The following is a 16,847-nucleotide window of genomic DNA, read 5'->3' as shown; positions in this document are numbered from 1 at the left end:
CCGGTCCTTGATGCAGATCAAAACACAACGGCTGTGTTCGTTCAGGGGAATCAGCGCGGTTAATCTGGAGTTAATCTTGCGCCGCTAGGCTGTGCTCGTCGATTCCCTTATTGCACAGCCCATGCCGCACCACCTCGCCACCGCCCAGCCAATCGCAGCACGCCCGCAGCCGCCGGTGCGCGCTTGCGGCGGCCTCCTCGAACACGTCGGCCCCAACGACCCCGAACGTGCCGCGATCGAGGCCTTCATCGCGGACGCCTTCCTGAAGACCTACGGCGCCCGGATCAGCCATTTCTGCGACACCCTGGTTGGCTGCCGCGGCGACGACGGCGCCTGGAGCGCTGCGCTCGGCTACTCGCTGGCCGAGGACGCGCCGCTGTTCCTCGAGCATTACCTCGATGCGCCGCTCGAGGTGGAAATCGGCGCGCGGCTGGGAAGGCCTGTAAACCGCGCCCAGATCGTCGAGGTCGGCAACCTGGCCGCCGACCACGCCGGCGCGGCGCGCGAACTGATCATCCGTACCACGCATTTCCTGTACGAGATGGGCTTGCACGTGGTTGCCTTCACGGCCACTGCCAGCCTGCTCAACTCCTTTGGCCGGCTACGCCTGCGGCCGCAACTCCTGGCCCCGGCCGATCCCGCCCGCCTGCCCGGCGGCGGACGGCACTGGGGCTCCTATTACGACACCCAGCCACAAGTGATGTTTGGCGATATCCGATATGGACATGAACAACTTGCTCGACTCTTTGCCCGACAACACCGTATTGCTGAGTAACGGCCAGCGCGAACTCGGCCGAGCCGCCCTGGCGCAGCGCGTCGAGGCCGTCAAGGCCGCCCTGCGCGCGCGCCGCGTCCCGGACGGCGCCGTCGCCATCCTCGCCGACAACGACCCCGAGTGGCTCGTGGCCGACCTGGCGACCCAGGCGCTGGGCCTGACCCTGGTGCCGTTGCCGCTGTTCTTCACGCCCGAGCAGTGGCTGCACGTGATGCGCGAGAGCGGGGCGCAGGCGATCTTCTGCGCCGACCCGCACCAGGCCCGCTCGCTCGGCTTCGACGGCGCGCTCGACTGCGGCGGCTCGCTCGGCCTGTACCAGAGCGCGCAGGCGGCGCCCGCCGACCCGCTCGCGGACGTCCAGAAAATCACCTTCACCTCGGGCACCACCTCGGCGCCGAAAGGGGTCTGCCTCAGCAGTGCCCAGCAATGGGAACTGGCCGGCGCCCTGCGCGACGCCCTGGCGCCGCTGCGTCTGGAACGCCACCTGTGCCTGCTGCCTTTCGCGATTTTGCTGGAAAACATTGCCGGACCCTATACGGCCCTGCTGAGCGGGGCGGAGACGATCTGCCCGCCGCTGGCCGAGACGGGCCTCTCCGGGGCCAGCGGCTTCGACCCGCAGGTATGCATGGAGGCGATTGCGCGCTACGCCCCGCACAGCATCATCCTGGTGCCGCAGATGCTGCAGGCGCTGGTCGCCGCGGCCGCGCCGAACGATGCACGCCTGCGCAGCCTGCGCTTCGTGGCCGTCGGCGGCGGCAAGACCGCCCCGGCCCTGCTGGACGCGGCCAGGGCGCGCGGCCTGCCCGTCTTCGAAGGCTATGGCCTGTCGGAATGCGCTTCGGTGGTGGCCTTGAACCTGCCCGGCGCCGAGCGCGCCGGCAGCGTCGGCCGGCCGCTGGCCAACCGCGCGGTGCGCATCGCCCCGGATGGCGAAATTTTGGTCGGCAACACGGTGGCGCGCTACCTGGGCCAGGCACCCGACGGCGACGGCTGGCTCGCCACGGGCGACCTCGGCCACCTCGATCCGGACGGCTTCCTGTTCGTCAGCGGGCGCAAGAAGGACATCCTGATCACCGGCTACGGGCGCAACGTCTCGCCCGAGTGGCCCGAGGCGGCGCTGACCGGCACCGGATACATCGCGCAAGCGCTGGTGGTGGGCGAGGCGCAAGCCTACCTGGCGGCCCTGATCGTCCCGGCCCGTGCTGGCCTCGACGCGGCCACGCTGCAGGGCGCGGTCGATCGCGCCAACGCCGGTCTGCCCGACTACGCGCAGATCCGGCGCTGGCTGCCGGTCGCACCCTTCACCCCGGCCAACGGCCTGGCCACCGCCAACGGACGCCCGAAGCGCGTCCAGATCCAGGCCGAGCATGCGGCCGGGATCGCCTCCCTTTTCGACCAACAGGAAACCAATCAATGAATTTTTTTAACGAGTTGCAGAGCGCGACCGAAGCCCAGCGCCAGGAATTGTTTTCGATCCCGGTCATCCAGGACGCGCTGCAGGGCAAGGTCGTCACTTCCCAGTACATCGCCTTCCTGAGCCAGGCCTATCACCATGTCAGGCACACCGTGCCGCTCCTGATGGCCTGCGGCAGCCGTCTCGACGGCAGCCGCGAGTGGCTGCGCGAGGCGATCGCGGAATACATCGAAGAAGAAGTCGGACACCAGGAATGGATCCTGTCCGACATCAAGGCCTGCGGCGGCGACTCCGAGAGCGTGCGCCATGCGCGGCCGCACCCGAACACCGAGCTGATGGTGGCCTACGCCTACCACCAGGTCGACCGCGGCAACCCGGTCGGCTTCTTCGGCATGGTGCATGTGCTGGAAGGCACCAGCACGGCGCTCGCGACCCATGCGGCCGACACCATGCGCTCGGCGCTGGCGCTGCCGCCGGAAGCGTTCACCTATCTCAGCTCGCACGGCAGCCTCGACCTCGACCACGTCGCCTTCTTCGAGGGCCTGATGAACCGGCTCGACGACGAGGGCGACAAGCAGGCGGTAATCCACATGGCGCGCATGATGTACGGCCTGTACGGCAACGTGTTCCGCACCCTGCCGCGCGGCGACCAGCTCTTCGGGGAAGCGGCATGAGCGGCCGTTACCGCGCCGTGTTGACCGGTGCCGGCGGCGGCATCGGGGCGGCCATCGCACGCCGCCTGGCGCCCGAGGCCGAGCTGCTGATCCTGGTCGGGCGCCAGCGCGCGCCGCTTGAAGCGCTGGCGGCCCAGCTGCACGGCGCTCGAATCGAGCTCGTCTGCGGCGACCTGTGCGAGGACGCCACCGTGGCGGCGGTCGCGGCCGCGGCGCAGCGGGGCGGCGTCAACCTGCTGGTCAACAATGCCGGCGTGAGCGGCTTTCACGCCTTCGAGACCCAGGACCCGCAAGCGATCCGCAGGCTGATCGACACCAACCTGGTGGCGCCCATGCTGCTCACGCGTGCCTTGCTGCCGCAGCTGGGCCTGGCCCCAAGCGCGCAAGTGGTCAACATCGGTTCCGTGTTCGGCGCGCTCGGTTTTCCCGGGTTTGCCGCCTACGGCGCGGCCAAGGCCGGCCTGGCCGGATTTTCGCAGTCGCTGCGGCGCGAGCTGGCCGACACCTGCGTCGACGTGCGCCATTTTTCCCCGCGCGCCACGCGCACGGCGATCAACAACGCCGCGGTCGACGCCATGAACCGCGAACTCAAAACGGCGGAGGACACGCCCGAGGCCGTCGCCGAAGCCTTCATGCGCTTTCTGGCGGGCAGGGCGGGGCAGCACACGGTCGGTGCCAAGGAGCGCTTTTTCGTGCTGCTCAACAAGCTGTTGCCGGGACTGCCCGACAACGCCATCCGCAAGCAGCTGGTGCAGATTCGCAAGCACCTGCCGCGCTGAAGCTGTTTCATTTAATCGAGGAGACCCCCATGAGTATGATCGTTCGCTTCCTGGCCGCGCTGGCGGCCAGCCTGGTGCTGGCCGCCGGCCCGGCACTGGCCGCGCCCACTGACGACGTGGCACGCCTGCAGCAAAGCTGGGCGCACATCAAATACGAGGTGCCGCCCGCTGCCCAGGAGGCGCAGTTCGAGCGTCTTCTCGGCGAGGCCGAGCAGGCCGCGCAGCGCAATCCCGGCAATGCCGACACCCTGATCTGGTACGGGATCATCGAATCGACCTATGCCGGCGCCAAGGGCGGCATCGGCGCGCTGAAATACGTCAAGAACGCCAAGGCGACGCTCGAGCGTGCGCTGTCGATCGAACCGGGCGCCCTGGCCGGGTCAGCCTACACCAGCCTGGGTTCCCTGTACTACCAGGTGCCGGGCTGGCCCATCGGCTTCGGCAACGACGCCAGGGCCGAGGAATACCTCAGGAAGGGCCTGGCGGTCAATCCGGACGGGATCGACTCGAACTTCTTCTACGGCGACTACCTGCTGAGGAAGGGTGACGCCGTCAATGCCGAGCGCTACCTGCGCAAGGCCTTGCAGGCCGCCCCGCGCGCCGGGCGCAAGCTGGCCGACGACGGCCGCCGCGCTGAAATCGCCCAGTTGCTCGAAAAGATCGCGGCGGGCCGGAAATGATAAGCTCCGGGTGGAGGCACACCACTTGAGACTATTGCTGATCGAAGACGATGCTTTGCTGGCCAGCGGACTGCAAGTCGCGCTGCGGCGCGCCCATTACACGGTCGAACATGTGAGCGACGGCGGCGCGGCGCTGGCTGCGCTGCGCGACAATGCGTTCGAACTGGCGGTGCTCGACCTGGGCTTGCCGACCATGGACGGTACCGAGGTGCTCAAGGCCGTGCGCGCCGCCGGCGACGGGATCCCGATCCTGATCCTGTCGGCGCGCGACGCGATCCGCGACCGCATCGACGGCCTCGACCTGGGGGCGGACGACTACCTGGTGAAACCCTTCGAGCTCGACGAATTGCTGGCGCGCCTGCGCGTGCTGACACGGCGCCGCGGCGGGCGTCCGGTGAACCGGATCGAGCTCGGCACGCTGGTACTCGACCTCGACAGCCAGGGCGCGACCTGGCGCGGCGAGGCGGTCGAACTGCAGCGGCTCGAATTCATGCTGCTCAAGCAGATGGCGGAAAACCCGCAGCGCGTGTTCAACCGCGCGCAGCTGGAGGAGTCGCTTTACGGCTGGGGCGAGGGCGCCGAAAGCAATACCATCGACGTCCACGTGCACCACCTGCGCAAGAAGCTCGGCGCCGAGGTGATCAAGACCATCCGCGGGGTAGGCTACCGGCTCGGCGACCTGGCCGCATGAGCACGGTCACTTATTCGGGCCGCCGGCGCCTGGTGGTCGCCACCCTGGTCTGCATGCTGCTGATCTTCACCGGCATTGGGCTGGCCTCGCACATGGTGGCGCGCCACGAATCGGAAGAGCTGTTCAGCGCGCGCCTGGCCACCTCGGCGCGCGTGCTCGAAGCCCTGATGGCGCAGCAGCTGGCGACGGCCACGCTCACCCGTCCGGTCGTGATCACCCTGCCGCGCGAGCTCGAGACCGCCGCCGAGGACGAAGCCGAGACCTTCGGCCACCGCTACGAGACCAAGGTGGCCTTCCAGGTCTGGCGCGACGACGGCGTGCTGCTGGCACGCTCGGCGTCCGCCCCCGACGCGGCGCTGGCTCCCCTGCGCGCGGGTTTCAGCGAACACCCGATCGGCACCACGCTGTGGCAGGTGTTTGCCCTGAAGTCGGGCCGCATCTGGGTCATCACGGCCGAAAAGGACGAGGTGCGCGAGGAGCTGGCCGACTACATCGGGATGTCGATCCTGGCGCCGCTGGTCGCCGGCGGCTTGCTTCTGCTGGGCGCCGTGAACGTCGTGCTGCTGCGCAGCCTGCGTCCGCTGTCGGAACTGGCGAGCCGCGTCGCAGCGCGCAAGCCCGATTCGCTGGAACCGATCGAACTGCCCGAGACGCCCTTCGAGCTCGAGCCGATCATCCGCGAGCTGAACCACCTGCTGGGCCGGATCAAGGCCGCTTTCGAACGCGAGCAGCGTTTCATCAATGCCGCTGCGCACGAGATCCGCACCCCGATCGCGGCGCTCCAGCTGCATGTCGAGAATGCGCTGCGCTCGCAGTCGGACGCCGAGCGCGATGCGGCGCTGGCCTCGGCGCTGGCCGGCGCGCGGCGCACCAGCAAGCTCGCCGAGCAACTCCTGGCGCTGGGACGCATCAGCGCCCGCAGCGACGACTACCGCATGGAGCGCCTGTCCCTGAACGCCGTCTGCTGCGACGTGATCGGGACGATCGAGCCGCTGCTCTCGCGCCGGGGCCAGGCCGTCGGCCTCGAGGCGCCCGAGGATTGCGAAGTCTGGGGCGAGCCCTCGCAACTGCGGCGCCTGCTGCAGAACCTGATCGAAAATGCCTCGGTCCATGGCGCGCCCGCCGGGGAGATCCAGGTACGCCTGGCGCGCCGGGGCGGCCAGGTGGTGCTCAGCGTGGCCAACGACGGCGTGCCGATCGCCGCGCACGAACGCGAGAAGCTGTTCACGCCGTATTACCGGCCCGCCGGCGCGGCGCCGGGCGGGCATGGCCTGGGGCTGGCCATCGTCAAGGAGATCGTCGACCAGCACGGGGCCTCAGTGCGCCTGCACCCGAAGGCCGATGGGCAGGGCACGGTGGCCGAGGTGACGCTGGCGGCTTTCGTGCCCGCCACGCCGGGGCCAGCTTAGCCCCGCCGCGAGTGCCTGAACCGGTGCGGCCGTTCAGGCGGCGGAAGGCCGCGCCAGGCGCCGCACTGCCCCGGATGCCAGCTGTACCCCGGCCAGCATCACCGCGGTCAGCGCGGCCGCGCCTGCAAGCCAGGCTGGCGGCGGCGGCGCGAAGCGGAACAGGTCCGCCGCCGCCGGCAGGTAGAGCGCAAGCAACAGCAGGCCGCAGGCCACGCCCGCGATCCCCCAGAACAGGGGATTGGCGGCGCGCAGCGCGTCCGCCAATCCCTGCTGGCGGTTGACCAGCAGCAGGCCGAGGTTGCCCAGCACCATGGTGGCGAAGCCGAAGGCCCGCGCCTCGGCTTCGGGCAGCGCGCCCAGCGCGACACCATAGGCGGCGACGGTGAGCAGCAGCAACCAGCCGCCTTGCACCAGTGCCTTGACCATGGTCGCGCGCCCGAACAGCGGCTCGTCGCGCGCACGCGGCGGGCGTCGCATCAGGCCCGGCTCGTCCGGTTCGCTCTCGAAGGCCAGCGAACAGGCCGGATCGATCACCAGTTCGAGGAAGACGATGTGCATCGGGAACAGCAGCACCGGCCAGCCGAACAGCACCGGCAGCAGGGCCATGCCGGCAATCGGCACGTGGATCGCCATCACATAGGCCATCGACTTGCGCATGTTGCTGTAGATGCGGCGCCCGGCGCGCACCGCCTGGACCAGCGAGGCGAAACGGTCGTCGAGCAGGGTGATCTCGGCCGCTTCGCGCGCGACGTCGGTGCCGCGCAGCCCCATCGCCACGCCGACGTCGGCCGCGCGCAGGGCCGGCGCGTCGTTGACGCCGTCGCCGGTCATCGCTACCACCTCCCCCAGGTGCTGGAGCGCCTGCACGATGCGCAGCTTTTGCTGCGGGACGATGCGGGCGCAGACGTTCGCGCCGCGCAGTTGCGCGGCCAGGGCGACGTCGTCCAGCGCGGCGATGTCGGCCCCGGTGAGCACCGCGTCGCCGTCCAGGCCCGCCTCGCGCGCGATCGCCCGGGCCGTGGCCGGATGGTCGCCGGTGATCATGACGACGCGCATGCCGGCGCCGCGGCAGTCGGCCACGGCCGCGGCGATGTCCGCGCGCAGCGGGTCGGCCAGCGCGGCCAGGCCGAGCAGCTCGAGGACGAAGCCGTCCGGGCCGTCCGGCAGCCTGGCGGCATCGGCCGCGCCGCGCGCGACGGCCAGCACGCGCAGGCCGGCGCCGGCCATGGCCGCTGCCGCTTCCAGCGCCGCGCGCCTGGCTGCTGCCTCCAGGCGGCACAGGGCCAGTACCGCTTCCGGCGCGCCCTTGACGGCGACGCTGGCTCCGCCGCCGGGTTCGGACCAGACCTGCGCCAGCATGGGCCGCCCGGCGACCAGCGCGTATTCGCGCAGCAGGGTGGGCGCCGGCAGCGCGGCCGCTTCCGGAAGCCAGCGTTTGGCGGCCCGTTCGAAGGCCACTTCCATCGGGTCGGTCGCATGGGGGCGGCTGGCGCGCACGGCGCCTGCGAGCAGTTCGCGGTAGGCGGCGGACAGGCCGGCGCCGTCGCCCGGCTCGAGCGCCGCGCCGTCGCGCCAAAGCGTGTGCAGCGCCATCCGGTTCTCTGTCAGGGTGCCGGTCTTGTCGACGCACAGCACCGAGGTCGAGCCGAGGATTTCGATCGCCGCCAGGCGCCGCGTGAGGATCTGCAGGCGCGCCAGGCGCCAGGCGCCGAGCGCGGGAAACACGGTCAGGATGACCGGGAATTCTTCCGGCAGCGCCGACATCGACAGCGCCACCCCGGCCAGCAGCGCGGGCAGCCAGTCGGTCCCGCGCAGCCGCAGCAGCACGACCAGCAGCAGGCTGACGAAGACGCCCAGCACCGCCAGCAGGCGCGCCAGGCGCCCGGTCTCGCGCTGCAGGCGGCCGGGCGGCGGCGCGATGCTGCCCAGCGCGCTGCCGATACGCCCGATTTCGCTGTGGGCCCCGGTGCGGCTTACCTGGGCCAGCGCGTGGCCCTGCACGACCAGGGTGCCCGAATAGACCCAGGGCTGGTCCTCGCCGCCGGGCGCGGCCGGGGGCGGCTCGGCGCCGGCGGCGCATTTCGCGACCGGCACCGATTCGCCGGTGAGCAGGGATTCGTCGGCCGCCACGGCGGCGGCGTCGAGCAGCCAGGCGTCGGCGGGGACCCGGTCGCCTTCGCCCAGTTCGATCACGTCGCCCGGCACCAGGCTGCTTGCCGGCAGGCGCTGGAAACGGCCGTCGCGCAGCACCATGGCGCTGGGGGTGCTCAGGTCGCGCAGCGCCTGCAGCGCGGTCTCGGTGCGGCCCTGCTGGTACAGGGTGATGCCGAGCATTGCCAGCACCATCAGCACCAGGAACAGGCCCTCGCGCGTCTCGCCCAGGGCCAGGTAGAGCCCGGCCGCGCCCGCGACCAGCAGGAACATCGGCTCGCGCGCCATCTCGGCGGCGATGCTGCGCCAGCGCCGCTTCTGCGCCTCCGGCAACTGGTTCGGCCCAAGCTCGGCCAGGCGGCGCGCCGCTTCGGCACTGGTAAGGCCGAGGCCGGCAGCGTCCTGCTCCCGCTCGGTCAACGGAACACCAGCACGGGTATGCTGCTGTGGACCAGCACCTTCTGGGTTTCGCTGCCCAGCAGCAGTCCCTTGAGGCCGCGCCGGCCGTGGGCGGCCATGACGATCAGGTCGCAGACGTTGCGGCGTGCGGCCTCGATGATGGCCTCGTAGGGGTCGTCCGAGACGGCATGCTCGGTGCTGCAGCGCACGCCAACGGCGCTGGCCTCCTCGGCCACGCTGTCGAGGATGCGCCGGGCCTGGTGCCCGCTCTGTTCGGCGAACTGTTCCCGCGTCTCCGCAAGCATGTCGGTGCGGGTGGTCAACACGTGGTAGTGCGGGGTGACGTGCAGGCCGATCACGGATGCGCCGCTCTCGCGGGCCAGGTCGATACCGGCCAGCACCGCCCGTTCCGACAGCTCCGAACCGTCGGTGGGGAGAAGGATGCACTTGTACATGAGGAGCTCCTGGAAAGATGGAACGGGCGCGGATCAGGGCGTGATCGCGACCTTCAGCACGCCGTCGCGCTGGTTGGCGAACAGCTCGTAGGCCAGTTCGATTTCCTCGAGGCGGAAGCGGTGGGTCACCAAGGGACTGAGGTCGACGCGGCGCGACGCGACGACATTCATCAGGCGCCGCATGCGCTCCTTGCCCCCCGGGCACAGGGTGGTGACGATGCGGTGGTCGCCCAGGCCGGCGGCGAAGGCGTCCACCGGCAGGCCCAGCTTGCCGGAGTACACGCCCAGGCTCGACAGGGTTCCACCCGGCTTGAGCGCGCGCAGGCAGCTCTCGAAGGTCTGCTGGGTGCCGAGCGCCTCGATGCTGACGTCGGCGCCGGCGCCCTTGGTCAGGCGCATGATCTGCTCGACCGGGTCGGCCTCGTGGAAGTTGATGGTGTGGTCGGCGCCGAGGCGGCGCGCCATCTCGAGCCGCTCCGGCACGCCGTCGACGACGATGATGCGGCTCGCCCCGCGCAGCCTGGCGCCGGCCGTGGCGCACAGCCCGATCGGGCCCTGGGCGAACACGGCCACGGTGTCGCCGAGGCGGATCGCGCCGTTCTCGGCGCCCCCGAATCCGGTGCTCATGATGTCGGGGCACATCAGCACCTGTTCGTCGCTCAGGCCGTCGGGAATCAAGGCCAGGTTGGCCATTGCGTGCGGCACCTTGACGTATTCGGCCTGGCAGCCGTCGATGGTATTGCCGAAGCGCCAGCCGCCGATGGCATGGCCGCCGCATTGCGAAGTATGGCCGTCGAGGCAGGTGTGGCACTGGCCGCAGGGCGTGATGGCGCCCACGATGACGCGCTGCCCGGGCGTGTAGCCGGTCACGCCGGCGCCCAGCTGGTCGATCACGCCGACCGGCTCGTGGCCGATCGTCAGGCCCTGCTCGACCGGGTATTCTCCTTTCAGGATGTGGACGTCGGTGCCGCAGATGGTGGTCATCGTCACCTTGATCACGGCCTCGCCGGGACCGGCGACCGGTTTCGGCTTGCGGCCGAGGACGATGCGCCCCGGGCCGGTGAAGACGGCTGCGTTCATCATGCTCATGTGATTCTCCCAAAAGTGGACGGCGCGCTCAATGCGCCATCAGGACCGGAATGGTGGCGTTTGCCAGCACCGTCCTGCTGGCGCCGCCGAGGATCAGTTCGTGGAACTGGCTGTGGCCGTAGCAGCCCATCACCAGCAGGTCGGACCCGAGCTCGTCCGCCAGTTGCAGCAACGCCCGCCCCGAGTCGAGCACCGCGTCGCGCGCTTCGAACCCGGCGTGCACGCCGTGCTGGTCCAGGTAGCGCATCAGGCAGGCGATCTCGGCCTGATGCTCGGCGCGGGCAGGGTGGTCATGGCGAAAACTGGCGACCGACACCGACCTGGCATGCTGGAGCAAGGGCATCGAAGCGCTGATTGCGAAGGCCGCTTCCTTGCTGCCGTCCCAGGCCAGCAAGACCTTGTCCAGCCGCACACGGCGCCAGCCGGCCAGCGGCACGACCAATACCGGCCGCGCCGTGTTGAGGATCACGTACTCGGGCAGGCGGGTCGGATATCGGCCCAGGGCTTCATCCGGATCGTCCTGGCTCAGCACCACCAGGTCGGCAAACCGCGCCAGGCCGACCAGGCCGTCGTCTGACTGGTCGCGCACCAGCTGCTTTTCGATCGCCGTGGCGTGGCTGGCCGCAACGCGTGCGAAATTGTCGAGTGCGCGGTTGGCGGCTTCGTCCAACGGCTTGAAATAACCGTCCTCGAGGCTGCCCGGCGTGAATACGCGCTCGGGCGGCACGACAAAGCGCGATACCCCGGTCATTGCCGCGCCGACCAGGTGCGCGCCATGCTGGGCGGCCAGGGATGCGGCGAGCTCGACGCGTGCGTGCGCATGCCGCGACAGGTCGGCGTGAACGAGGATGGTCTTGTAGTCCATGAGGGTCTCCGGCGGCGCTGATCCGGCGCCCGTGCCGGATACATGTGATCGAGTCTCCCCGCTGCGTTTTGTCGTGTATTTGATTTAGATCAAATCCGTCCGAAGCCGGCAGACGAGTCCGGATTCTTGATGTGCATCATGGAAATCCCTGGACGTGACGTCCAGACTGGTGCGGTTTGCCCGTGGAGGAAACACGATGAGCGTGCGTTACCTGGAGCATTTCTTCACACCGCGTTCGGTGGCCGTGATTGGCGCCTCGGCGCGGGCGGGAAGCGTCGGCGCGACCGTCTACGCCAACCTTGCCGCCGGCGACTACCGGGGCGAGATCTGGCCGGTCAACCCGAAATACGCGCAGCTCGGCGCCACGCCGGTGTACCGGGACGTGTCTGCGCTGCCCGGGCCGCCGGGCCTGGCGGTGATCTGCACGCCGGCCGCCACCGTGCCAGGCATCATTGCCCGGCTCGGCGCCTTGGGCTGCCGCGCCGCCGTCGTCCTCAGCGCCGGCCTGGACGCGCCCGCGCCCGGCGGCGGCAGCCTGCGCCAGGCCATGCTGGACGCGGCCCGGCCCCACCTGCTGCGCATCCTGGGACCGAACTGCGTCGGCCTGCTGGTGCCAGGCATCGGCCTGAACGCCAGCTTCGCGCCGACCTCGGCGCTGCCGGGGCGGCTTGCCTTCGTGGCCCAGTCGGGCGCCCTCGTCACCGCCGTGCTCGACTGGGCGCGCGAACGCCGCATCGGCTTTTCCTGCTTCGTTTCGCTGGGCGACGGCACCGACGTCGATTTCGGCGACCTGCTCGACTACCTGGCCGGCGACCCGCACACCGACGCCATCCTGCTGTATGCCGAAAGCCTGCGCCAGGCGCGCAAGTTCCTGTCCGCCGCACGCAGCGCCGCGCGCGCCAAGCCGACCGTCATCGTCAAGGCCGGCCGCACGCGCGAGGCGGCGCACGCGGCCTTCAGCCACACCGGTGCGCTGGCGGGCGCCGACCTGGTCTACGACGCCGCGATCCGGCGTGCGGGCATGCTGCGGGTGTTGACGACCGCCGAATTGTTCGACGCGGTGGCGATCCTGGCGCGCCCGCTGCGCCCGAATGCGGGCCGGCTGGCGATCCTGACCAACGGCGGCGGCCCGGGCGTGATGGCGACCGATGCGCTGGTCGCGTCGGGCGGCACGCTGGCCCGGCTGGGTAGGGCCACGCTAACGCGCCTGGATGCGGACCTGCCGGCCAACTGGTCGCGTGGCAATCCGGTCGACATCGTCGGCGACGCTCCAGCCGCGCGTTACCTGCACTCGCTGCAAGCCTTGCTGGAGAGCGAAGACGTCGACGCCGTCTTGCTGATCCACGCGCCCACGGCAATCGTGCCGGCGGCCGAGATCGCGCGCACCCTGCTGCCCCTGCTGCGCCAGGCCGGGAAACCCGTGCTGTGCTGCTGGATGGGAGGCGCCAGCGTGGCGCCGGCACGCAACCTGTGCGTCGAGGCGGGCCTGCCGCTGTTCGATACGCCGGAAGAGGGCGTACACGCCCTGCTGCAGCTGATCGACTACCGCCGCAACCAGGCGCTCCTGACCGAGGCGCCGAGCGCGGTACGCCTGGCGCCGCCGCTGCGCGCGCAGGCGCGTGGGCTGGTGGCACGGCTGGTGGCGCAGGCCAGCACGGTGCTGCCGGAAGAAGATGTGCGCGCGCTGCTGGCCGCCTACGCCATTCCCCAGGTCCAGACCGCGACGGCGCTCGACGAGGAAGGCGCCGTGCAGGCGGCCGGACGCATCGGCTACCCGGTCGCGCTCAAGATCGTGTCGCCCGACATATCGCACAAGTCGGATGTAGGCGGCGTGGCGCTCGACCTCGATGGCGAGCCGGCGCTGCGCCAGGCGCTGCGGGCGATGCGCGTTCGCGTGCTGGCGCTGCGCCCGGGCGCGCGCCTGGCCGGCTTCGCGGTACAGGCGATGGCGCGCCGTCCGCATGCGATCGAGGTGATCGCGGGGCTCGGCACCGACCCCGTATTTGGTCCCGTGGTGCTGTTCGGCCAGGGCGGCGTGGCGGTCGAAGTGGCGGCCGACCGCAGCGTCGGCCTGCCGCCGCTGAACCGGGTACTGGCCAGGGACATGATAGTGCGCACCCGCGTCGCGCGCCTGCTGGCCGGCTTTCGCGACCATCCGCCGGCCGACCTCGATGCGCTGGCGGACGTCCTGGTCCGGATCGGCCAGATGGCGGCCGACCTGCCCGAGCTGTGCGAGCTCGACATCAATCCGCTGCTGGTCGACAGCACCGGCGTCATGGCGCTCGATGCACGCATGCGCCTGGCGCCGCGCGCGCTTGCCGCCGATCCGCTGGCGCGCATGGCGATCCTGCCGTATCCGGACGAGCTCGAGCGCCAGGTCGAGTCCGGCATTGGCACGCTGACCCTGCGCCCGATCCGGCCCGAGGACGGCGCGGCGCATCAGGCGTTCTTCCATGCCCTCAGTCCCGAAGACGTGCATTTCCGCCTGTTCGGCAGCCAGCGGGAACTCACGCCCGCGCAACTTGCGCGCTTCACCCAGATCGACTATGCGCGCGAAATGGCCTTCATCCTGACCCGGCCGACGTCGGGCGGAGAAGGCGAGACCCTGGGCGTGGCCCGCGTCGTGATCGATCCGGACAATACGGTCGGCGAATTTGCAATCGCGGTCAGGTCCGACCTCAAGGGGCAGGGCTTGGGCATGCTCCTGATGAAGGCGCTGATCGGGTACGGCAAGGCGCGCGCGCTGGTGTCGATGGTCGGCGTGGCGCTCGCCGAGAATACCGGCATGCACGCGCTGGCACGCCGGCTCGGGTTCGACCTGCGCGCCGGCGGCGACGGCATGGTCGAAATGCGCCTTGTGCTCAACCCGCCGTCCAGTGCGTGAATTCGAACGGGAACAGGCGTCGGCTGGCGTGGGGAGATGACCTGGAACTTGAGCCGTCCGGCGCCCTTCGTGTGCGAGGGGCGGCGAGGCGAAAATGAGATGCGCTGCGATACTGCGCGAGAATCTGTTGGTGCCCGAGCCGGAATCGCATCACCCTATGGCGGTAGAAGTGGACTAATCGAAAGTACCGCCAAAAATACCGACAGATTGCGCGGTTACTCATCGATTAGATGCGGCCGGCGCGCTGCAGCCGGTCCACCAGGTCCGCGTTACCTTGCGCGACCGCCATGCCAATCATCTTGCGGTTCTCGGCCATGTCAGTCTTCCCGTCGATGGTGATGTTCGGTGCGTAGGTCACATTGACGCCACCGCCACCAGCGCCGCCGCGTTCGGCCAGGCCGCGAATGACTTCCGCCTGGGCCCTGGGCAGGACCATCTCTTTCTCATGAAGCTGAGTCACCGGATTGACGCCGGCCGGGATGTCGTAACCACCTTCCGCCGACGCGATCGCCGTTCCCGCCACCATCGCTGCGCGGGAGTAGCCAGTCGCCAGGATTACCGCTGAAGCCGGCAAGCCGAAGATGCCGAGCTGGCCTTCAGCTTTCGACGCGGCCAAGTTCGTTTGGACGATAATCTCGGCGACTGCAATCGCTTTGCTTGCGAGGAAAGCAGCTTTCGCAAGGCCACTCTGCTTCTCACCCGACTGCTTGAGCAGGTTGTACAGCTGGTCTGCGGTCTCGCCCATCGCACCGAGCGATTGCAGCTGGTTGACCCGTTGCATGTCGGCTTTCGCCCGCTCGTGGCGCGCCGTCTCCTGCTCGATCAGGGCATTCGCTGCTATCTCACTGCCGAGCTTGGTTTCCCCGAAGATGCGCAGCTGCTCTACGCGTGCCTCATAAGCAAACTGTTCTGCCTCAATGTCGGTCATCAGGCTTTGGCGGATCTGCTCAACGCTCGACGCGTTCTGCTCTGCTGCGCGCATCTGCTGCATAAAGCGCTTTTGCTCGGCCTCCTGCAGGTCCATCGTGGCAGTAATGGTATTTTGGATAGCGAACGTCTCGTCGTTTGCTTGCTCGACCAGGCGCGCGGCCATGCCTTGATCCGGCGCCCACTCCTTCATGCGTGCCATAGCCGGCGACATGTCGAGACCTGGCATGGTGACGGCGGTTTTGCCGCCTTTGCCCGGCGTCGTCTTGGTATCGCTCCCTTTGTAATTGAGATCCCGGGTCGACTGCGTTGCCGTTAGCCCTGCCAGCCCATCGACGCCCGCCATGTAGTCGGCGTCTGAGCGCCCGGCAATACGCGACTGCATCGCCCGCTCGTACTTGTCCATCGGATCATTCCATAGACTGGAAATCTGCGAGTACGCAAGCGCGGTCAGGGCGTCACGCTTGGCCATTGCGTCTTTAATGTTGTCAGTTGGGCTCCCGCCACTTGCGAGGACTTTGGCCGCACCGATCGGGTTCACGTTCTTCGAGATCGTGTCCATCAGCTCGATATTCGCGGCAGTCGCCGTCAGCTCCGCATTTACAGCACGGAACGTGCGCCCTACGAGACTGCCGCCATCTGCCATGCGAGCCATGACAAGCGCGACATCGTCGGCCCAGGTGGTGACGGAGGTATTTTCCGTAAGGCCCTTCGCCTGGCGGTTTGTCTCTTTGATCGCTTCGATGAAGTCGAGCGTCGCCGGCAAGGCGGCGGTCACGATCGATTTCTTGATCTCGTCGTATTTGACCGTCAATTTTCCCATCTCGTCCTGCAGCTTGGCAGCTTCAGTCGCTGCTTTCGTACTGTCAGCAGTGAACTTATCGAGGCTTTCCGCCACATCGTTCATGTATGGCAGAAGGTCGGCTGCGGACTTGCCCATCAGATCGGTGACCAGAGCTACTTTGCCGGCGCCGTCCTGGTAGTCCTGCAGTTTGTTCGTGACCTCGACAAATACCTGTGCCGGGTCTTTGCCCTTGAGGTCGTCGGTGGAGATTCCGATTGCTCCGAGCGCTTTGGCGGTCTTGTTGCCTTCCTCGTCGACAGCCGCGAGGTTCTTCGATAGCTTGACCAGCATACCGTCGACGGCGCCGAGGTCGGTGCCGGTGAACGCGGCTACTTTGCTCAACTTGGACAGGTTCTCGACTGACGATCCAGTCTTCTGCGCCATGTCGTCCAGCGCCGCGAGGGAATCCAGCACTTTGTTTGTTTCGCCGATGATGAAGCCGGCCGACAAGCCTACGCCCAGACCAGCGAGGGCGCCTTTGGCCAAGTTGACCGCGCCGTTGATCTTGTTCATCGCCTGCTCTGTTCGCTGGCTTGCATCGTTCATGTTGCGATTGAACTCGGCAATGTTTGCCGAGAGGGTCACGACCAGGTTGCCCAAATTGCCGCTCATATGTTTCCTTTCATTTGCTGATTGATTTGAATTTCGGGGGTAAATCAAAAAGCCCTTTCCGTCCTATTTCTCCTATGAGAATGAGGGAGGAGAGGGCCATTTGAATGTTTTAAAAAAGGGGATATTTTTTGCGCGTGGGAAAACGTGGGATGTCCAAGGGAAGGGAATTTGAACAATCGATGGCCCCCCCCTGTCTTAA

13 protein-coding genes are annotated in these 16,847 nt (G+C 68.6%); 8 read left to right on the top strand and 5 right to left on the bottom strand.

What is annotated here, in order from left to right; translation table 11 throughout:
• Positions 1–121 precede the first annotated feature (121 nt).
• From NMB41_RS14455 to NMB41_RS14425, 7 genes are read left to right on the top strand one after another with little or no spacing between them, the layout of a single operon-like run.
• Positions 122–775, top strand: coding sequence for a thermostable hemolysin (locus NMB41_RS14455; protein ID WP_494378510.1), 654 nt, complete (start codon positions 122–124; stop codon positions 773–775).
• Positions 726–2,192, top strand: coding sequence for an AMP-binding protein (locus tag NMB41_RS14450; RefSeq protein WP_494378509.1), 1,467 nt, complete (start codon positions 726–728; stop codon positions 2,190–2,192). Before NMB41_RS14455 ends, NMB41_RS14450 begins: the two co-directional genes overlap by 50 nt.
• Entirely contained in the window at positions 2,189–2,863 is a 675-nt protein-coding gene (locus tag NMB41_RS14445) for an iron-containing redox enzyme family protein (protein ID WP_494378508.1), read from the top strand. Before NMB41_RS14450 ends, NMB41_RS14445 begins: the two co-directional genes overlap by 4 nt.
• Positions 2,860–3,642, top strand: coding sequence for an SDR family oxidoreductase (locus NMB41_RS14440; protein WP_494378507.1), 783 nt, complete (start codon positions 2,860–2,862; stop codon positions 3,640–3,642). Before NMB41_RS14445 ends, NMB41_RS14440 begins: the two co-directional genes overlap by 4 nt.
• A gap of 29 nt (positions 3,643–3,671) precedes the next feature.
• The gene (locus NMB41_RS14435; protein ID WP_494378506.1) at positions 3,672–4,322 is read left to right on the top strand and encodes a tetratricopeptide repeat protein; all 651 of its coding nucleotides are present in this window, start codon (positions 3,672–3,674) and stop codon (positions 4,320–4,322) included.
• A gap of 25 nt (positions 4,323–4,347) precedes the next feature.
• Positions 4,348–5,013, top strand: a complete 666-nt coding sequence (locus NMB41_RS14430) for a response regulator (protein ID WP_494378505.1) — start codon at positions 4,348–4,350, stop codon at positions 5,011–5,013.
• Positions 5,010–6,422, top strand: a complete 1,413-nt coding sequence (locus NMB41_RS14425) for a sensor histidine kinase (RefSeq protein ID WP_494378504.1) — start codon at positions 5,010–5,012, stop codon at positions 6,420–6,422. The genes NMB41_RS14430 and NMB41_RS14425 overlap by 4 nt, the downstream gene beginning before the upstream one ends.
• Before the next feature lie 33 nt (positions 6,423–6,455).
• Here NMB41_RS14425 and NMB41_RS14420 read toward each other — a convergent pair whose 3' ends face one another.
• Genes NMB41_RS14420 through NMB41_RS14405 form a run of 4 tightly spaced genes read right to left on the bottom strand, consistent with a single transcriptional unit; the run spans position 6,456 to position 11,381 of the window.
• Positions 6,456–8,993 carry a cation-translocating P-type ATPase gene (locus tag NMB41_RS14420; RefSeq protein ID WP_494378503.1) on the bottom strand — a complete coding sequence of 846 codons (2,538 nt, stop codon included), beginning with the start codon at positions 8,991–8,993 and terminating at the stop codon, positions 6,456–6,458.
• Positions 8,990–9,427: a universal stress protein gene (locus NMB41_RS14415; protein ID WP_494378502.1), complete on the bottom strand. Its 438-nt coding sequence runs from the start codon at positions 9,425–9,427 to the stop codon at positions 8,990–8,992. Before NMB41_RS14415 ends, NMB41_RS14420 begins: the two co-directional genes overlap by 4 nt.
• Positions 9,428–9,460: 33 nt before the next feature.
• On the bottom strand, positions 9,461–10,516 hold the full coding sequence (locus NMB41_RS14410) for an NAD(P)-dependent alcohol dehydrogenase (RefSeq protein WP_494378501.1): 1,056 nt from the start codon (positions 10,514–10,516) through the stop codon (positions 9,461–9,463).
• Positions 10,517–10,544: 28 nt separating this feature from the next.
• Positions 10,545–11,381 carry a universal stress protein gene (locus tag NMB41_RS14405; protein WP_494378500.1) on the bottom strand — a complete coding sequence of 279 codons (837 nt, stop codon included), beginning with the start codon at positions 11,379–11,381 and terminating at the stop codon, positions 10,545–10,547.
• A gap of 196 nt (positions 11,382–11,577) precedes the next feature.
• Here NMB41_RS14405 and NMB41_RS14400 point away from each other — a divergent pair, with 196 nt between their 5' ends.
• Positions 11,578–14,265, top strand: a complete 2,688-nt coding sequence (locus NMB41_RS14400) for a bifunctional acetate--CoA ligase family protein/GNAT family N-acetyltransferase (protein WP_494378499.1) — start codon at positions 11,578–11,580, stop codon at positions 14,263–14,265.
• Between the two features lie 226 nt (positions 14,266–14,491).
• On the opposite strand, the gene NMB41_RS14395 is transcribed toward NMB41_RS14400, so the two are convergent.
• Entirely contained in the window at positions 14,492–16,648 is a 2,157-nt protein-coding gene (locus NMB41_RS14395) for a hypothetical protein (protein ID WP_494378498.1), read from the bottom strand.
• Positions 16,649–16,847 lie beyond the last annotated feature (199 nt).

The sequence above is a fragment of the Massilia sp. FBCC-B171 genome (genome assembly GCF_059134155.1).
Note: the sequence above shows the minus strand (reverse complement) of the source record. Positions and strands in the feature narration are given on the sequence as shown.

What these genes read in the sequence shown, in the direction of transcription:
- NMB41_RS14455 (WP_494378510.1), top strand. Translation starts at nt 122, where the DNA reads ATGCCGCACCACCTCGCCACCGCCCAGCCAATCGCAGCACGCCCGCAG.
- NMB41_RS14450 (WP_494378509.1), top strand. Translation starts at nt 726, where the DNA reads ATGAACAACTTGCTCGACTCTTTGCCCGACAACACCGTATTGCTGAGT.
- NMB41_RS14445 (WP_494378508.1), top strand. Translation starts at nt 2,189, where the DNA reads ATGAATTTTTTTAACGAGTTGCAGAGCGCGACCGAAGCCCAGCGCCAG.
- NMB41_RS14440 (WP_494378507.1), top strand. Translation starts at nt 2,860, where the DNA reads ATGAGCGGCCGTTACCGCGCCGTGTTGACCGGTGCCGGCGGCGGCATC.
- NMB41_RS14435 (WP_494378506.1), top strand. Translation starts at nt 3,672, where the DNA reads ATGAGTATGATCGTTCGCTTCCTGGCCGCGCTGGCGGCCAGCCTGGTG.
- NMB41_RS14425 (WP_494378504.1), top strand. Translation starts at nt 5,010, where the DNA reads ATGAGCACGGTCACTTATTCGGGCCGCCGGCGCCTGGTGGTCGCCACC.
- NMB41_RS14415 (WP_494378502.1), bottom strand. Translation starts at nt 9,427, where the DNA reads ATGTACAAGTGCATCCTTCTCCCCACCGACGGTTCGGAGCTGTCGGAA.
- NMB41_RS14410 (WP_494378501.1), bottom strand. Translation starts at nt 10,516, where the DNA reads ATGAGCATGATGAACGCAGCCGTCTTCACCGGCCCGGGGCGCATCGTC.
- NMB41_RS14405 (WP_494378500.1), bottom strand. Translation starts at nt 11,381, where the DNA reads ATGGACTACAAGACCATCCTCGTTCACGCCGACCTGTCGCGGCATGCG.
- NMB41_RS14400 (WP_494378499.1), top strand. Translation starts at nt 11,578, where the DNA reads ATGAGCGTGCGTTACCTGGAGCATTTCTTCACACCGCGTTCGGTGGCC.
- NMB41_RS14395 (WP_494378498.1), bottom strand. Translation starts at nt 16,648, where the DNA reads ATGAGCGGCAATTTGGGCAACCTGGTCGTGACCCTCTCGGCAAACATT.